We start from the raw sequence: 14,917 nt of genomic DNA, 5'->3' as shown, positions 1-14,917 counted from the left end.
TAATGAGTAAAGAAATTTTAAATCTGATACTTAAAGCTTCCGGGAAAACAAAAAAAGAATTTGCTGACAAAATTAAAGTAAGTGTTAGTTCTGTCACTAAGTGGATGACAGGAATCACAAAACCGACACCTAATAACCAGGTGAAAATTCGGAAAGAGTTTAAATCTGAGATAGCAAAACTTTATAAATGATTACAAATGAATATAAAGTTAAGTCCAGATAAATTAAGGCGAAAATATAATGCCGTATATAGGTTGAGAAAAAAACTGAATTGCGAGACATTAGAAAAAAGAACTCAGATAATTTATACAAATGATTTTAATCTTTTAAACATTTCTGAGGTAAAAATATTAATTAATGAGTTTGGGTTTGTTATCCAACCAGAACTATTCAAAATATAACCATGTCGTTTCCAATAGATCAACAACAAATATTTACCGCTACTAATGGCGGTTACGATATCATTACTAGATTTCTTCCTCAGGCTAAGATTAAAAAGCATTTTAAAATTAGAGAAGAAGGTACAGAATCTGCGTGGATGAGTATAAAAGATGGAGTTTATTTTGTGCAGGATTGGGGTGATGTTGGTGGATTTTATGAGAAGGCAAAAAATGCTATTCATATTTATGCACAAGAAACCGGCAAAGCTTACTTCGATGCACTACTTGCACTGGGTGAAGAATTAGGATTAATTACTACACAAGCAGAAAACGTAAAATACCTATCTTCTTGTACTTTGCAGGAGTATAATGGAGAACCATTGAATGAGAGTGGTTTTACCTTTAAAACAAAAGAATTTTCAGACTATGAGTTTGAAATTTTAGGTCCATTAGTCAATGCAGAACATTGTAAAAAATTAGATTTTCATTCTTTGGAATCCTATTCTTGGTTAAAAAGAGAACCAGGAGTTCAGGACGAATTTTGCAAGGTGTACACTGTCCAGTCGACAGCAACATTTCCAATATTTGCAATAATCCCAAATCATAAACCGAAACTTACCATTGAAGGCAAAGAAAAAAATGTAAAGATTGAATATATAGAGCCTACTTGGTTAAAGATATATCAGCCAAAATCGAGTGATAAAAAATATAGATTTTCTTATTTAGGTAAAAAACCTTCCAATCATATTTTTGGATTGGAAAGGTTGAAAAACATTACGATTAAGGAAGTCGACGATAAAGATGATCAAGGACGCATTATAGGTACTTCAAAAAAGATTGAGAAAGTAAAAAATGTTGTCATATGTTCTGGAGATCGTGACTCTATTAATATGGAATCTACTGGGAAAGCTGATGTCGTAATTTGGTTTAATTCTGAAACCGCAAAGATTACTGAGGTTGAAATTAAAACGTTACTTAAATACGCTGAAAACGTTATCAATGTTCCAGACCTAGACCCTACTGGTGTAGATGCAGGAAAAAATGTTGCCTTAGAACATATGGATGTGAAAACAGCATGGCTTCCTGAAGAACTTACTTTTTTCAAAGATTTCAGAGGCAATCCATTGAAAGATTTTACAGACTTCATGAAGAAGTATTCTGTATTTGGAGATAAAGATCAAAAAGATTTGAAAGATAAAGTAGAACGTCTGCTAGAACTAGCCCGTCCAGCACGTTTTTGGGACGGTAAATACAATAAGAGAAGTAATTCTACCGATTACACCATCAACTACATGAACGCCTTTAATTTCTTGCGTTTAAATGGATTTTACAAAGTGAATGATGAAAACCGTAAAGACGGATTTTATTTTGTTAAACAAGACAAACATGTTATTAAAGAAGTTCGTGCCCAAGAAATAAAAGATTTTTTCAATCGCTCTTTAGAAAATAAGCAGAAAGAAAAAGGAATGACCTATTTCCCAGATCAACTTTTAAATTTGCTTTTAGCATCTGAAGCTATTTCTGATAAAAAATTAGCAGGTCTTACCGAGAAAAGATTTGATTATGTGGATTACACTCCAGAGAGCCAGTTCCTTTTTTTTAATGATTTTATTTGGGAAGTTTCAAAAAATGGAATTGAAAAAATTAGCAAAGGATATTCGCGATATGTTAAGCATGAAAATGTTATCAACAAAAAAATTTCTATTACTCATAAGGGCGTTGAGCTTGATACTTCAAAGCTTCAAGTAGAAAAACCGCTATTTAACATAGATAAAGACGCGAATGGAAATTACCAGGTAATAATTGAGACTCAAGAATGTGAGTACATGAATTATGTAATTAATGGAAGCCGCGTTTTTTGGGAAAAAGAATTAGAAGGCCTTTCTGATGAGCAACAATGCGAGTACAAAAAAAATAATCCTTCATTGCTAACATCTGATAAACTAACAGAGGATGAAAATTATACACAAACGATGCACTTTGTGAATAAAGTATTTACTATTGGATACCTGCTTCATAACTACAAAACTATGTCTAAAGCTTGGGCTGTTATTGGGATGGATGACAAAATCGTAGATGAGCATTCTAGTCACGGGCGTACTGGGAAATCTCTAACATGGAGTGCTGCTATGCGCTGTTTTAAAAATACTAAGTACAAAGGGGCCAGAAGGAAAGAAGTTTTGGAAGGGCAGTTTTTATTCGAAGGTGTTACAGAAGAAACTGACTATTTAATTTTTGATGATGCAAATGAATATTTTAGGTATGAAGAATTATTTACGGATATCACCGGAGATATGTCGATCAACAGAAAAAATCAAAGCGAGTTTAATCTTTCATTTTATGATTCACCGAAAATCTGTATTACTACTAACTTTTCATTAAAGAATCTTTCGCCGTCATTATATTCAAGAATACTGATATCCTCATTTTCTAATTTTTATCACGGTTATGATGCCAATGAAAACATTCAGGAGTTTTCACCACGTCACCACTTCGGACATGATTTCTTTTCTAAACAGTGGGGAGACAGACAATGGTTTTTACTAATTAATTTTTATGCGTATTGCCTTAAATTTTATTTAGGGACTACCACAAAAATAGAAGCTCCTCAGGAGAATATCCGCAAGAGAAACCTTATTGCTGATTTAGGACCTATTTTCCGTGAATTCATGGATAAATTAGTAGCGTACGAATATAATCTGAATACTTATTTATCTAAAGAGGATCTCCTCAAAAAGGTTCTCGAAATTCCTCAGCTTAAAAATTATACTGCAGCTCATTTCAAAAAGCAAGTTGCAAGATATTGTGAGCTTGAGGGGTTGGTTTTCAATCCTCAAGAATATTGGAACGACGTCAAAGGGAAAAGGATAACGCAATGGGATCCTGTAAAAAAGGTTACTGAAGAAAAATTCTTTATCAAAAAATCTTTTGAAGAGAACATAATATATCCTAATCAGACACCAGGAGTGACACAAAGCGTTTATACTCAAAAATAGAAATTATGCTAACAAAATTTGACGTACCGCCAACGCGTGCCGAATTAATGAAATTGTATAAAGGCACTCTTTCGTTTCAATGTGCTTTTTTAAATATGGATCTCATCGGCATAAGGTTTTTAGAAAGCCAAGAAATCATTGTTATTCAATACAGAGGTGCATTTAAATGCGGATTTATATACGAAGGCGAAAAGTTCACCAATGCCCAACTGCTAGAAGCTTATGATGATGCTCCAAAGATTTATGATGACCTCCAAGAATATGAGCGAAAGCATCACGAATTTATTGAGCTCCTGGTCGTAAGAAAACATGATTATGTTTTTATTACAGAAGCAGAAGTACAACCAAAAATACCAATTAAAAAACTTTAAATATTTGACTTATGAAAAAAATAATTAATAGCATTCGACAGCCAATTACTAGAAAAAACCATGATAATATATCGATTAAGCATGAACAATTATTATCCGAATTGGGGTTAACAGTTTATGATTGGGCTGAAGATTTTTTTTCTACTAAAAATCTAAACAAAGCTTTGAAGTACAGTAATGTCTTTGATAATTATATCGGAAATTTTACACAATATAATGGGGTAGGTGGGGATATCACTAAGCTGTCGGTTAAAAATAAAATTAAGATTTATTGCAAATACAAAGGTTATGAATTTAACCCTGCAGAACATGTAAATGTTAATAGTGATTTGATAATTAAATATGATCCGGACACTAAGACTTCAGTTGAATATATATTTATAAAAAAATACAGATGAATAAGCCTTTTTACTCCCACGAATTACTCATTCGATTAATCAGGGAAACGCCAGATAGAGATGATCTTGTAAGACTTAATACTCTGTATGTAGAATTAGCTGAGCAAGGCGATATCAGTGTTACTGTGCGAATGGTTCACGAAATTAAAGCTCAAGAAATGAGCTTTATTCTTCGAGATAAAATAAATAATAAAAAAAAATAGAATTATGAGACCATTGAAAATAGGAAAGTTTAAAGAAAAGTATTACACAATAGGAAAAACCGTCAAAGAAAGCGATAGAGAGAGAAGAGATTTAGCATTGAAAATTGCAAAAAATCACATAGATAAAAAACCAATTAAATACCTCTTAAAAAGATGAAAAATGAGAAACAAGTCAAACGAAATACAATCTAAATGGAATCACAACATGCAGGAAGATTGTGAAGAAATCACCTTCACTGAATACACTAAACTTTTTAACAATAAATAACTTTTTAAACAATACATTATGATTATTACAGGTAAGATTTTAAAAATCGAAAACACAGAATTATTAGGGGAAAAGAAATATCCGAAAAGAAAATTTTATTTAGACAGAAGCCGCAAAGATCAGTTTTCTGATGATGTTTATCCTAACATTAACCAGGTAACTTTACGTGGGGAAAAGAATGTTCAGCTCATAGATTCATTTCAGTTGGGTGATGTTGTAGATATTACTGGAGACATCAATGGTAATTTCTTTACGCATGAAAATGAAGAGAAATTTTCTCAGGATCTAAATTGCTGGGGCATTACTCTTAAAAAAAGAATAGAACAGAAAAACACACAACAAGATGGAACATCCGTTTACAACGCCAAGTAGCGAATCTAGATGTGCGTTTATTAATAGCTGCAAAAAGCCACGGTTGATTCTTACCGTGTCGGATGTAATTAAAAAAAGTAAACAAGCGAATCACGAGATTTGGAGAATATGCATCTGTGGATGCTACCAAGATCTAAAGAAAAATAACTATTGTGAAGAATGTGGAGCTAAACTTTAGAAGTCTCCATAAACCATCAGAAGCCGTCCTATATAGGGCGGCTTCTTGCGTTACCATACACTTGCTAATTACAAAAAAGTAAAGCGTTTTCTTCTAATAGTAAATAGCCAGATACTGGTGGCTGATTTCCCCCTTGAAACCCCCTACCATAAAACCGTTAAATTTTTGTAAGAATGTAAGGAAATAAGATAAGTGCTTTATTGTAAGGACTTACAGAGTATTTTACTTTTTGTAATTTTTTACTATTCCTTACAAAATAATTGTAAGGAAAAAATAAAGAAATACAACCTTACATTTTTATTTTTGGGGTCTTACAAAATGATTTTAATAAAACAGTTCTGTAAATCAATCACTTACAGTATCCTTACAGAATTACAAAAAAATGCACACATTATAGATTCGTTAGAAGTTTTTTATCACAACAAATTGTATAGTAATAATGTATTTATTGTTATCTTTGTGGTTGATCATGAATTACTTAAGGAATTTTAAAAATAGATTTGCTGTAAAATTAGAATTAGTATCTGCTTTGGTGGAAGGTTCATTTTTAATCAGCCCACCGAAAGGTTTTACACAAGACATCCCTACCAACTATGATGGGGCCTACTTCACAATTAATTCTGCCAACCTATCCGAAAAATCAAAACTATCAAAAGCTGGTGTGGTACACACAGTATCTTTAGATATAGGCTTTCCACTGTTTCCAGGTGTTGAAGATTTCAAGGAAAAATTTCGTCAGCTGTCGGAAGTGAAAATTACTTTCAACACTGGAGAAATAGTGAGGATTAACAAAAATGATATATCTCTAAACCGCCCTATCGATGTCGAATTTACCTCTGATGCAATGAGTGTAGGTATGGCTTTATCTATCACAAATATATTCCCGCTCAAATTTGATGAATGATAATAATATAATCCCTCTGAAACTTCGCCCGCATCTCGTATCATTTCTTATGAAAGAATTGGTAGGAGAAAGTAGAACATTTGTAGGCTTCAAATGCTCGGTGCATCATATCGAGCGGCATTCTTTCATTTATAATTATCTGCTAGAAAACATTGAAAAAACAGATTACCCTATAAAAGATATTACGGGGTTTAATATTTTTCTGAATATAAAAGCCAAATCACGCAGACGTTATATTGCTGCAGGTAATTTTTACAAAGTGCAAGGTCTAGGTAAAAGTTTTGTTTACTTGCCAGAAAAGTTTGTAGATAATATTAATGATCTATTTGAGCAGCAATTTAGAACAACTTTCTATAGTTACGTTTTGGCAAGAGCTCATGATGAAGATAGAAAGACTAATGCAATTATGAGTTTTATTGAAAAATATGACTTATTTGAAGTGGGCGTTACTCAAATTCAGCTGAGACAATTATTTTACAGAATAAGTTCTACCGGTATCTGTTCTCCACTCCAAGGGAAACTCAAGCGATAAAATGAATTATTCAAAAATTTATGCGTCACAACTTACCCAATGGTTAAGTTGGATTTTTGGAGCATGAAATTTAAAATACTAAATAAAGTTTTCGGATCAGGCTCGGCTCCTGCCAGAGATCGTTTTGCTTTTTTGGCGTTGGTAAAAGATATAGACTATTATCCCCCAACCGATTCTTTGGGAGTTCTACTTTTAGATGATATTAAAATGAAGGAAAATTGCGGAATGATGCAAATTTATCTTACATCATCATCACAGGAGTATTCTTATGAAATGGTTGGCGAATCAGATTCTAAATCATTTAAAGTAAAATTTACTGGTACTCATCCCGGAACTGAACAGCAGGCTCTCGAGTTTTCTAAAAACTTTGTTGAGGAAGAATTTGTGGTTCTTATACCGCAGTGTAACAAAGGAATAAAGGTCTTGGGTTCTCCAGGATCACCATTAATATTTACTTCATCCCATAAATCCGTTAAGGATTCTGAAAAATTCAATTTTGTTTTTGAGCAAGAAGTAGGCTCAGAACAAATATATATGCTATATGATGGCACCATTACTCTTAATACAAACATTGATATTGATATGAAAGACTTCTTAGAACTTTTAAAAGGTTATATAAAAATAGACGGTTCAAACCTCACAGATGCTCAAAAGCTTAATCTTAGAAATATACTAGGTGTTGGTGGTGGAAATTTAGGCAACTCAGATTTATCACTATCTGAAAACAGAAGTTTTAATCTTAAAACGTTCTTCTTTAACTTCTTCAGTAATGTAGGTTTGGCTCGCGTTGGGATTAACAAAAATAATCCTACTCAAGCTTTGGATGTTGTTGGAAATATAAAAACTGATGGACTTATAATTGCTGAAGGAGGAAGTCCTGAAGAAATAGGATCTATAAAAAGAATTGGGGACGAAATTCACTTTAAAACCTCTGCAGGTTGGGATTCCTTATTATTAAAAGGAGATTACATATCAGATTCTCATGGGGTAATATATCCGGATACTCTAGAACCAGTAGATGGTTGGAAAATTGGATGGTACACTCCGAAAATAAGTGCAGTTGATCCAGGAACAAATTATCCTAATCAAGGGAATCAAAAATCTATTGAAGATTATTTCACAGAGTTTTATTTTAATGGAACAACTTGGGAAACAGTTTCAAAAAAAATGCCTACTTCCAAAGCCTTCATTCCTGCATTTGCAGATGTGACTTTTCCTTTATCAGGTGATGTGCAAGTAACACATTTAGACCGTTATTGGCAGCTTAGAGAAGGGAAAATTGCTTTAGTTACGGATGTTCCTTCGGACGACTCAACTATTTGGAAAAGTATTGGTGGTGGCTCAATCGCAGATTTTTTTGATAAGGACAATGATAACCAGGCACTCAGCGCATCAACCGTTATAGAGGGTTCAATTGACATTGTTAATAGTGCGTTAGTTACCTCATTAACTGAAGTGATAGGGCTAAATGATTTATCAACCGTTACAGAAAGCGTTAGCATTCCTAATATTCATTGTATTAACCAAAAAGTCGTAAATAACGGCAAGCTTAGTAAGCTAAACGTTAGAACTGACGGTTCAGGTGTTTTGAATGTTTATAGAGTAAGTTTTCAAGGTGGTAACCCTAATTCGGACGTGCCTATAACAAAAGTTTTATTATACACAGTAAATTTAACGACTGGAATCAAAAGCTACAACGTTAATATTAACGTCACAGAAGGAGACTATCTAGGATTTAGCATTGTTGGGTCGGCAATATTTTATAACGGACTAGGGCCAGGACGTTACATTGACGTGTCAAATTCTACAGTAGCATCAAGTAATTGGAATAATCAAGGGAATTTAGGTGTTAATTTTGAAATAAAATATACCGAAAACTCTTATACAATTGATGATATATTAAATTTGTTGAAAAATGGTGGGAGTAGTGGTGGCGGATCAAATGCTGATTTAAATAGCGGGTTCTCTTTGTTGAGAGTTACTATTGAAGGGCAGAGTAATGCTCTAGGAGTAGCCTATGAGACTGAATTATACTTACCACCATTTGAGAATATTGAACGAGATTGGTCAGAGCCATTTGACAGAGTATATATCTGGGAACCATACACTCAAGAATATCAAAAATTACATATAGGTGTAAATAATATGGCATCTTGGGACGTTAGATATTCAGCAGGTACAGCATCATCTTTTGGTGTTGAAGTTGGCATTGCGTTGAATTTCTTAAAAAATAATAAAAGTGGTTTGCTCTTCATAGATAAGAACGTTGGAGATGGTAAGCTTATTTCATATTTTCAAAAAGGAGGCGCTTATTATGCTGAGAAATTATCACGAAAAAACAAAGCTGATGAATGGTTATTAGATAGAGGAATAAAACCTCGTGAGGTTGGTTTTGTATGGGTGCAGGGGGAAGGCAATATGAATGACGACCAGCCTAGTTATTTTAATGCTTTAAATACATTAATTTCTGATAGATTAAATGATGGTTTTATATTGCCATCGACATTGAGGGTGATTACTCAAATAGGCTCTTCATCTTCAAATTATGGAGCGGGTGTGAAATTAGCTAAAGATGCTTACGTATCCACTGATTTGAAAGCAAAAATAGTAACCTATGGGAATAATTACAACAGCGATAATATACATTTAAACGCCGTTGGTCAGGTTAATTTAGGATTACAATCTGCAAAAGAAATATTACTATCAGACAATATCACGATAGCAGATTTGTAACTATTTTTTAAGCCACATAGGATTACCATAAGCGTTTACATCAGATTCTAAATCCAAAAATTCAAATCGATTACAACAATTACAGATTCTATTTGAATCATCTGAATATTTCCATTTGTGAAGGCTTAAAAAACATAGTAAAGTTCTCATAGTATTTTTTTCAAATATATAACAAAATTACAATATATAGAAACAGTTCTCCTCTCCGCGAGGAGGACTTTCTAAAAATCCAAAATAATGAAATGAATTTACCAAACAGCAAAGAAGTCGGCAAGTTTCAGCAGCTGATTATTAAGAATCCGCTCGGTTTTGTAGCTGCTATTTTCTTTTTAATGTTTGGAATTACTTATTTCATCAACATAAGAAAAAACGACATCGCGGAGCAAGACTGGAAGGAACTCTACGAGGGCGAGAAAAAGAAAAATGAAGATCTCACTTATCAATTACTCGTAAAAGCTGGTGTTCTTAACAAACAGGAGAAAGAAATCCTAGAAACCAACAAAAAAATAAAAGAAGAAACAGCAGATGCTGCAATAGAAATTTTAAAATCCAAAGAAAATGAAAAATAAAATCATAATCATTAGTCTGATATTCGTTATCGTGGCTTTGGTTCTAAACAGTTTTTACAACTGGGTTAGTTTATCAAAAGAAGAAAAGATTGCGAAAGAAATCGCCAACCCAAAGAATGATACTATTCGTATAGAATACGTTACCCACGACAGTACAATTATCAAGTATGTGCCAAATGTTGGTGAGCTCATGCAAAATAATGTCACCAAAAAATATAATACTTACGTTACAGATACTTTAGCTCCAGCCTTCAAGATTGCTCAGAAAGACATTACAGAACTTCAGCAGATCCGCGCAAAACTAGAAGGTACTATAAAAGCACAGAAAGCCGAAATTGACAAAGAAAAAATACGGTCAGTATTTTACAAAGACAAATATTTTTCTGCAGTTACAAAGACTGACAGCACAGGTAACGCAACATTAGACTATCAATACAATGCACAACTAGATATAATTACAGCCAAGAAAAAGAAAAATTTATTTGCGAAAGAAATTCAAGAAATCACGATTTCATCTCCAGATAAAAATCTAAAAATAAATGGCGTAGAACATTTTAAAAAAAACCTTTCGGTGGCTCCCAAAAAATGGGGGTTAGGTGTGCAAGCTGGCTATTATTATGTGCCATCAAATAATACCTTCTACCCAGCTGTAGGCTTGGGATTGTCATATAATCCAATAAGATTTTAAAATTATATTATGAAAACAGGAACAAAAGGCATTGCTTTAATCAAAGAGTTTGAAAGTCTTCATGATGGAGACTTGAAGAAAGTAGGATTACAACCAAAGATGGATCCCGTAGGAATTTGGACAGAAGGTTGGGGAAGAGTAATGAGGGACAATAAAGGGAATTTCTTGAAAGGTATTGCAAATAAAGCTTTGGCCGAAAGTAGAGCAACTATTAGCACGGTGTTAGAAGCTGATAATGCTCTGAAAGATGATCTAAAAACTTACGAAGCAATTGTTGCAAGAAAAGTGAAAGTAAATCTTTCTCAAAATCAGTTTGATGCTTTAGTCTCTCATACTTACAATACGGGTGGATCGTCTACATTATTTGACTTGATTAATAAAAAATCAACGAAAAGTGTTATTAAAAATTGGTTTGAAACTAAATACATAACAGCGCAAGGCGTAAAACTAAAAGGTCTTGTAAGAAGAAGAAAAGCAGAATCAGATTTGTATTTTAGCTAAAAAATAATATCATTGAAATCACCACACATAATAAAGAAGCCACCAATTAATTTTGGTGGTTTTTTTTATTTAATTTCAGTTGCTTTATCACATTTCAAGATGGTGGAGTAGTATTTTTTTCCTACTTCTGCATCCTCAAAAACTTCACTGTCCCATTTTATATGTAGTTCCCAAGAATCCCATTTTCGCATCTTATAGGAATGAGGATTGAAGCTGCAAAGTACTTCAAAGTGCTTACCTTCTTTGTCCCCATCAAAGGTTACGATGATGCTTTTGTCGGTTGGTAATAGTTCGCCGACGATAGTTGCTTTCAATTTCATTTTGCAAAATTGGTACAAATATTATCAATAAAGAAATTAAATTAGATACAAATTATATCCATTTTAATTACAAATTAATAGGAATACCATTAGTTACGGAATCCTGTAATATAATAACAAATAATTACCATACTTTTAGCATACCAAATTAATTCATATGCTATATTACAGATTAAATTACGGAAACAATATACATGGAATATTAGCAAAAGATTATTATCAGGCTTTAATCAAACTATGTTTAGAATGTGGTAAAGATATCCCCGAAAAAGATGTGAGAATATCTTCTGTGATCAAAATACAATAATTACGTTGTAATATATTTTTTTAAATTGAAGCGAAGCACCTGTACAGATGGGTGCTTTTTTTTGTCTTGTAATTGCGTCACAACTTTATGAACGTCTATAAAACATCTTTGCAGTAAGATTTTACAGATGAAAACCAATAAACTTGTTTTTGATATTATACGCAGTATGTGGCTTATGTCCACATTCAATATTTCCGAATATGAAAAACTTGCCAACAGATTTCTTAGCGGAGAGAAGGTAGGTTTAGAAGTAGACCGAGATACATTTCGAGCTTCTTACGATAATGGTAACGTAGGTAATCCATTTATAAAAGAAGAAAAAGAAGAAAAGCAAATTGGCTACTTACAAATGACGGGACCTATGGCGACATATGGTGATGGTTTCTGTACTTATGGAGCTGATGACTATCTCTATGCTCTTCGTTCGCTTAATGATAATGATAAAGTTGGTGCTATCGTGATTTTTATTGATGGACCTGGAGGAGCTGTTCCGGCAATTAATGCATTTAAAGAATTCCAATCCGAAAAGAAAAAACCAATTGTTGCCTTGTGTGCAGATTGTTATTCACTACACTATTGGATTATCTGCCTACTCGCAGATCATGTAATGGCTTACGGGAATATATCTTCAGGTTTTGGCAGCATAGGTTCTACTTGTATAATGGTAGATTCTCGTGAGGCAATGAAAGAAGAAGGCTACAAAATTCTAATCATTAATGCAGACGGATCTGATCTGAAAAATAAAGCGATGCAGGATTTCTATGAAGGTAAAGATGAAGACTTTATTAAAAGGATTAAATCTGAACTAAATCCTATAAGAGAGGCGTTTATCGCTGATGTAAAATTGGCAATGCCTGATATATCTGATGATCCTAGAATTTTTGCTGCAGATAATTTTTCCGCAAAGGAAGCTTTAGAATTAAAAATGATTCATAGCATCGGTAACGAAAAGGAAGCTTTCGCTTTGGCTCGTGCTTTAGCAGACTTAAATAATTAACAATAAAATTTTAACCAATGAAAAAGACCAAATTCGCTGCCGTACTTTCCTTTGTATATGGATTGATGGGGTGGGATTCTTTGCCGAAAGGGGAAGATGGTAAGCTTGATATTAAGCCCGAAGAGGAAGCTACCTTAAAAACAAAACTGACGGGTAAAAACTATGATGCTTTTCAAAAAGTAGCTAATGAAATTCTTGCCGAAGAGGCAGGAACTATTTCAGCTGATGAAGCAGAAGCTGCAAAAGTGAATGATCTTCTTGCATCTGTTCTTAAAGGAAACGCTGGTGATGACGATGATGATGATAACGCTCCAGCTACTCCAGAAGCTACTGCTAAAAAAGTTGTCGCAAAAGTTCAACAACAGCAAGGTGTTATCCAGGCATTAATGGATACCCCTGAAACAGAATCAACAATGAAAAATGTAATTAAATCTGCTCTATTCGGTACAGCACTAGTAGCATCTATTTCTAGCCCAACACATTTATTTGGAGCAAATGCTGAAGCTAGTACTAAGTTATTTGAATTTGAAGGAAGAAACTGGAATATGAAAGCTGCGGGTAAATCTGCCGCTAAAACAGATTTTACAGATGTTTCAACAATCACTAGATTGAATCAGGATTTAGTTGAGTATCAGATTCAGAATCCGTCTTTCATCAGAGATTTGTATGTAGACAATTATGGTCTTCCTGCATTCTGGCCAAAACGTTTTGGTGTGATCGATATGGTTCAGGATGTTGTGATGGATATCGCAAACGTGACTCAGGGTAGAAAACCTGATTGGACTCCTGGTTTCGAAATGAAGTTGGATGCTAAGAAAAGAAGAATCTACAGAATCCAGATTGATTTGGAATTTGAAGGTTATCAGCTTCAGGAGTTGGAATCCTCTTGGTTGGCTTCAATCTACAATATGGATGGGTCTTCTCCGTATAAATATTCTTTCGTTGCTTTCTTAATTTCAAAGATTAATGAAAAAGCAAGACAGGAAGACAGAGAAGCTGCAATCAAAGGTATTTTTGCGCCAAATCCTGCGGGAATCAAAATGAAAGGTCATTATCTGAATGGTCAGTCTGGGGTTCTCCATCAGTTATTCATTGCAAGAGATGTGTTGAAAGAGATTACTCCTTACGCTTCAAAAGTAGGAAGATTCAGTACTGCAAACGCTTACAGCTACACAAAAGGATTTATTGAAAGTATGCCTTTGGGTGCTAGAAATAAGCCGAATATGAAATTATATACCGCTCCTTCTAATATTGTTGTTATTAAAGATGATTATAAAAAAATCAATTCTTTGAACAATGATTATTCCGGAAACGAATTAAAATATATCGATGGATATCCAAATATTGAATTCGTAGGATTGGAGGATCTTGAAGGTACTAATGTTATGTTCATTACAGATGATCAAAATATTGAGATTTTAGAATATTTACCGGAAGAAAAAAACAAATACAGATTTGAGTATTTGAAAAGAAAATCCTTCGTTCAGGCAGATTATAGAACTGGTTGTGGAATTGTATTTACTGGTTTTCCAGACCTTCCTGCAAATTCAAACTACAGAGGTGTTGCACAGTTTGTTTGGATTAATGATGAGCCATTGTTCCCGGATACTACTTTAGTACCGTTATTCGGTAAGCCAATGAGCGGAGCTGTAACATTGAACTATAACAAATTATACGTTCATCCGGAATTGATTTCTGATGTGACAAAGCTTCAGGGACTTCCCGCCGGAATGGTGGTGAAAATCATTGGAGATGTTAACATGCAGACAACTTCTAAGATTTTGAAATCTACAGCAGGAAATGCAGGAAACTTATCTCTTACCGCCAATTTCGACCCAAAAACAATGTATTCATTGACGATGGTAGTTCAATCAGATGGAACTTACAAAGAAGTGGCAAGAAATGAAACTTTCCCTACTAATACTGCAAAAATTGTAGAATTCAAAGAAGCGGTGATTGATGCTTCTGAAGGACATACACAAAAATTTAGCGGTGACGAAGCCACAACCCTTACTGAAATAGTAGAAGGTAATGAAGGTACTGAGTTGAAAATATTGGGTTCAGCTAATGCTCTAAGTGTAGCTGCAATCAGTGGACATATTGTTTTATCAGGTGTTACAGCTGTATTAAATTCTGATGCCAAATACATTACTTTGAAAAACTTCGAAGGTGTTTGGTACGAAATAGCAAGAGGATAATA

17 protein-coding genes are annotated in these 14,917 nt (G+C 33.7%); 16 read left to right on the top strand and 1 reads right to left on the bottom strand.

The annotated features are described in order from the left end of the window. The first annotated feature begins 2 nt into the window (after positions 1-2). The 13 genes from ACKI42_RS02900 (at position 3) to ACKI42_RS02840 (ending at position 11,093) form a co-directional block, all read left to right on the top strand. On the top strand, positions 3-191 hold the full coding sequence (locus ACKI42_RS02900) for a helix-turn-helix domain-containing protein (RefSeq protein WP_407402271.1): 189 nt from the start codon (positions 3-5) through the stop codon (positions 189-191). A gap of 212 nt (positions 192-403) precedes the next feature. After that, positions 404-3,376 carry a hypothetical protein gene (locus ACKI42_RS02895; protein WP_407402269.1) on the top strand — a complete coding sequence of 991 codons (2,973 nt, stop codon included), beginning with the start codon at positions 404-406 and terminating at the stop codon, positions 3,374-3,376. A gap of 5 nt (positions 3,377-3,381) precedes the next feature. Next, a complete protein-coding gene (locus ACKI42_RS02890; protein WP_407402267.1) occupies positions 3,382-3,747 on the top strand; it encodes a hypothetical protein in 366 nt (121 codons plus the stop codon). 11 nt (positions 3,748-3,758) lie between these two features. Next, entirely contained in the window at positions 3,759-4,145 is a 387-nt protein-coding gene (locus ACKI42_RS02885) for a hypothetical protein (RefSeq protein WP_407402265.1), read from the top strand. Continuing rightward, positions 4,142-4,348: a hypothetical protein gene (locus ACKI42_RS02880; protein ID WP_407402263.1), complete on the top strand. Its 207-nt coding sequence runs from the start codon at positions 4,142-4,144 to the stop codon at positions 4,346-4,348. The genes ACKI42_RS02885 and ACKI42_RS02880 overlap by 4 nt, the downstream gene beginning before the upstream one ends. A 4-nt stretch (positions 4,349-4,352) precedes the next feature. After that, on the top strand, positions 4,353-4,505 hold the full coding sequence (locus ACKI42_RS02875) for a hypothetical protein (RefSeq protein ID WP_407402261.1): 153 nt from the start codon (positions 4,353-4,355) through the stop codon (positions 4,503-4,505). A 129-nt stretch (positions 4,506-4,634) separates the two neighbouring features. Next, entirely contained in the window at positions 4,635-4,988 is a 354-nt protein-coding gene (locus tag ACKI42_RS02870) for a hypothetical protein (RefSeq protein ID WP_407402259.1), read from the top strand. Positions 4,989-5,605: 617 nt separating this feature from the next. Beyond that, a complete protein-coding gene (locus ACKI42_RS02865) occupies positions 5,606-6,070 on the top strand; it encodes a hypothetical protein (RefSeq protein ID WP_407402257.1) in 465 nt (154 codons plus the stop codon). After that, on the top strand, positions 6,063-6,602 hold the full coding sequence (locus tag ACKI42_RS02860; RefSeq protein WP_407402255.1) for a hypothetical protein: 540 nt from the start codon (positions 6,063-6,065) through the stop codon (positions 6,600-6,602). The genes ACKI42_RS02865 and ACKI42_RS02860 overlap by 8 nt, the downstream gene beginning before the upstream one ends. A 39-nt stretch (positions 6,603-6,641) precedes the next feature. Beyond that, complete coding sequence (locus ACKI42_RS02855) at positions 6,642-9,335, top strand: sialate O-acetylesterase (RefSeq protein ID WP_407402253.1); 2,694 nt, start codon at positions 6,642-6,644, stop codon at positions 9,333-9,335. Positions 9,336-9,577: 242 nt separating this feature from the next. Further along, positions 9,578-9,904, top strand: a complete 327-nt coding sequence (locus ACKI42_RS02850) for a hypothetical protein (protein WP_407402251.1) — start codon at positions 9,578-9,580, stop codon at positions 9,902-9,904. Then, complete coding sequence (locus ACKI42_RS02845; RefSeq protein WP_407402249.1) at positions 9,894-10,592, top strand: hypothetical protein; 699 nt, start codon at positions 9,894-9,896, stop codon at positions 10,590-10,592. The genes ACKI42_RS02850 and ACKI42_RS02845 overlap by 11 nt, the downstream gene beginning before the upstream one ends. Before the next feature lie 9 nt (positions 10,593-10,601). After that, positions 10,602-11,093 carry a lysozyme gene (locus ACKI42_RS02840; protein WP_407402247.1) on the top strand — a complete coding sequence of 164 codons (492 nt, stop codon included), beginning with the start codon at positions 10,602-10,604 and terminating at the stop codon, positions 11,091-11,093. A gap of 65 nt (positions 11,094-11,158) precedes the next feature. Here the strand turns inward: ACKI42_RS02840 and ACKI42_RS02835 are convergent, their stop codons facing one another. After that, positions 11,159-11,413, bottom strand: a complete 255-nt coding sequence (locus ACKI42_RS02835; protein WP_407402245.1) for a hypothetical protein — start codon at positions 11,411-11,413, stop codon at positions 11,159-11,161. Positions 11,414-11,570: 157 nt separating this feature from the next. On the opposite strand from ACKI42_RS02835, the gene ACKI42_RS02830 reads away from it, so the two are divergent. The 3 genes from ACKI42_RS02830 (at position 11,571) to ACKI42_RS02820 (ending at position 14,915) form a co-directional block, all read left to right on the top strand. After that, positions 11,571-11,720 carry a hypothetical protein gene (locus ACKI42_RS02830; protein WP_407402243.1) on the top strand — a complete coding sequence of 50 codons (150 nt, stop codon included), beginning with the start codon at positions 11,571-11,573 and terminating at the stop codon, positions 11,718-11,720. A gap of 127 nt (positions 11,721-11,847) precedes the next feature. Next, entirely contained in the window at positions 11,848-12,717 is an 870-nt protein-coding gene (locus tag ACKI42_RS02825; RefSeq protein ID WP_407402241.1) for a S49 family peptidase, read from the top strand. Positions 12,718-12,734: 17 nt separating this feature from the next. Further along, positions 12,735-14,915 carry a hypothetical protein gene (locus ACKI42_RS02820; RefSeq protein ID WP_407402239.1) on the top strand — a complete coding sequence of 727 codons (2,181 nt, stop codon included), beginning with the start codon at positions 12,735-12,737 and terminating at the stop codon, positions 14,913-14,915. The last annotated feature ends 2 nt before the right edge of the window (positions 14,916-14,917 follow it).

Source organism: Chryseobacterium sp. (assembly GCF_045629545.1).
Lineage (GTDB): Bacteria > Bacteroidota > Bacteroidia > Flavobacteriales > Weeksellaceae > Chryseobacterium.
This window is presented reverse-complemented; position numbering and strand designations above follow the sequence as displayed.

Coding starts and splice junctions, on each gene's coding strand:
- ACKI42_RS02900 (WP_407402271.1), top strand. CDS start 3: ATGAGTAAAGAAATTTTAAATCTGATACTTAAAGCTTCCGGGAAAACA.
- ACKI42_RS02895 (WP_407402269.1), top strand. CDS start 404: ATGTCGTTTCCAATAGATCAACAACAAATATTTACCGCTACTAATGGC.
- ACKI42_RS02890 (WP_407402267.1), top strand. CDS start 3,382: ATGCTAACAAAATTTGACGTACCGCCAACGCGTGCCGAATTAATGAAA.
- ACKI42_RS02885 (WP_407402265.1), top strand. CDS start 3,759: ATGAAAAAAATAATTAATAGCATTCGACAGCCAATTACTAGAAAAAAC.
- ACKI42_RS02880 (WP_407402263.1), top strand. CDS start 4,142: ATGAATAAGCCTTTTTACTCCCACGAATTACTCATTCGATTAATCAGG.
- ACKI42_RS02875 (WP_407402261.1), top strand. CDS start 4,353: ATGAGACCATTGAAAATAGGAAAGTTTAAAGAAAAGTATTACACAATA.
- ACKI42_RS02870 (WP_407402259.1), top strand. CDS start 4,635: ATGATTATTACAGGTAAGATTTTAAAAATCGAAAACACAGAATTATTA.
- ACKI42_RS02865 (WP_407402257.1), top strand. CDS start 5,606: ATGTATTTATTGTTATCTTTGTGGTTGATCATGAATTACTTAAGGAAT.
- ACKI42_RS02860 (WP_407402255.1), top strand. CDS start 6,063: ATGAATGATAATAATATAATCCCTCTGAAACTTCGCCCGCATCTCGTA.
- ACKI42_RS02855 (WP_407402253.1), top strand. CDS start 6,642: ATGGTTAAGTTGGATTTTTGGAGCATGAAATTTAAAATACTAAATAAA.
- ACKI42_RS02850 (WP_407402251.1), top strand. CDS start 9,578: ATGAATTTACCAAACAGCAAAGAAGTCGGCAAGTTTCAGCAGCTGATT.
- ACKI42_RS02845 (WP_407402249.1), top strand. CDS start 9,894: ATGAAAAATAAAATCATAATCATTAGTCTGATATTCGTTATCGTGGCT.
- ACKI42_RS02840 (WP_407402247.1), top strand. CDS start 10,602: ATGAAAACAGGAACAAAAGGCATTGCTTTAATCAAAGAGTTTGAAAGT.
- ACKI42_RS02835 (WP_407402245.1), bottom strand. CDS start 11,413: ATGAAATTGAAAGCAACTATCGTCGGCGAACTATTACCAACCGACAAA.
- ACKI42_RS02830 (WP_407402243.1), top strand. CDS start 11,571: ATGCTATATTACAGATTAAATTACGGAAACAATATACATGGAATATTA.
- ACKI42_RS02825 (WP_407402241.1), top strand. CDS start 11,848: ATGAAAACCAATAAACTTGTTTTTGATATTATACGCAGTATGTGGCTT.
- ACKI42_RS02820 (WP_407402239.1), top strand. CDS start 12,735: ATGAAAAAGACCAAATTCGCTGCCGTACTTTCCTTTGTATATGGATTG.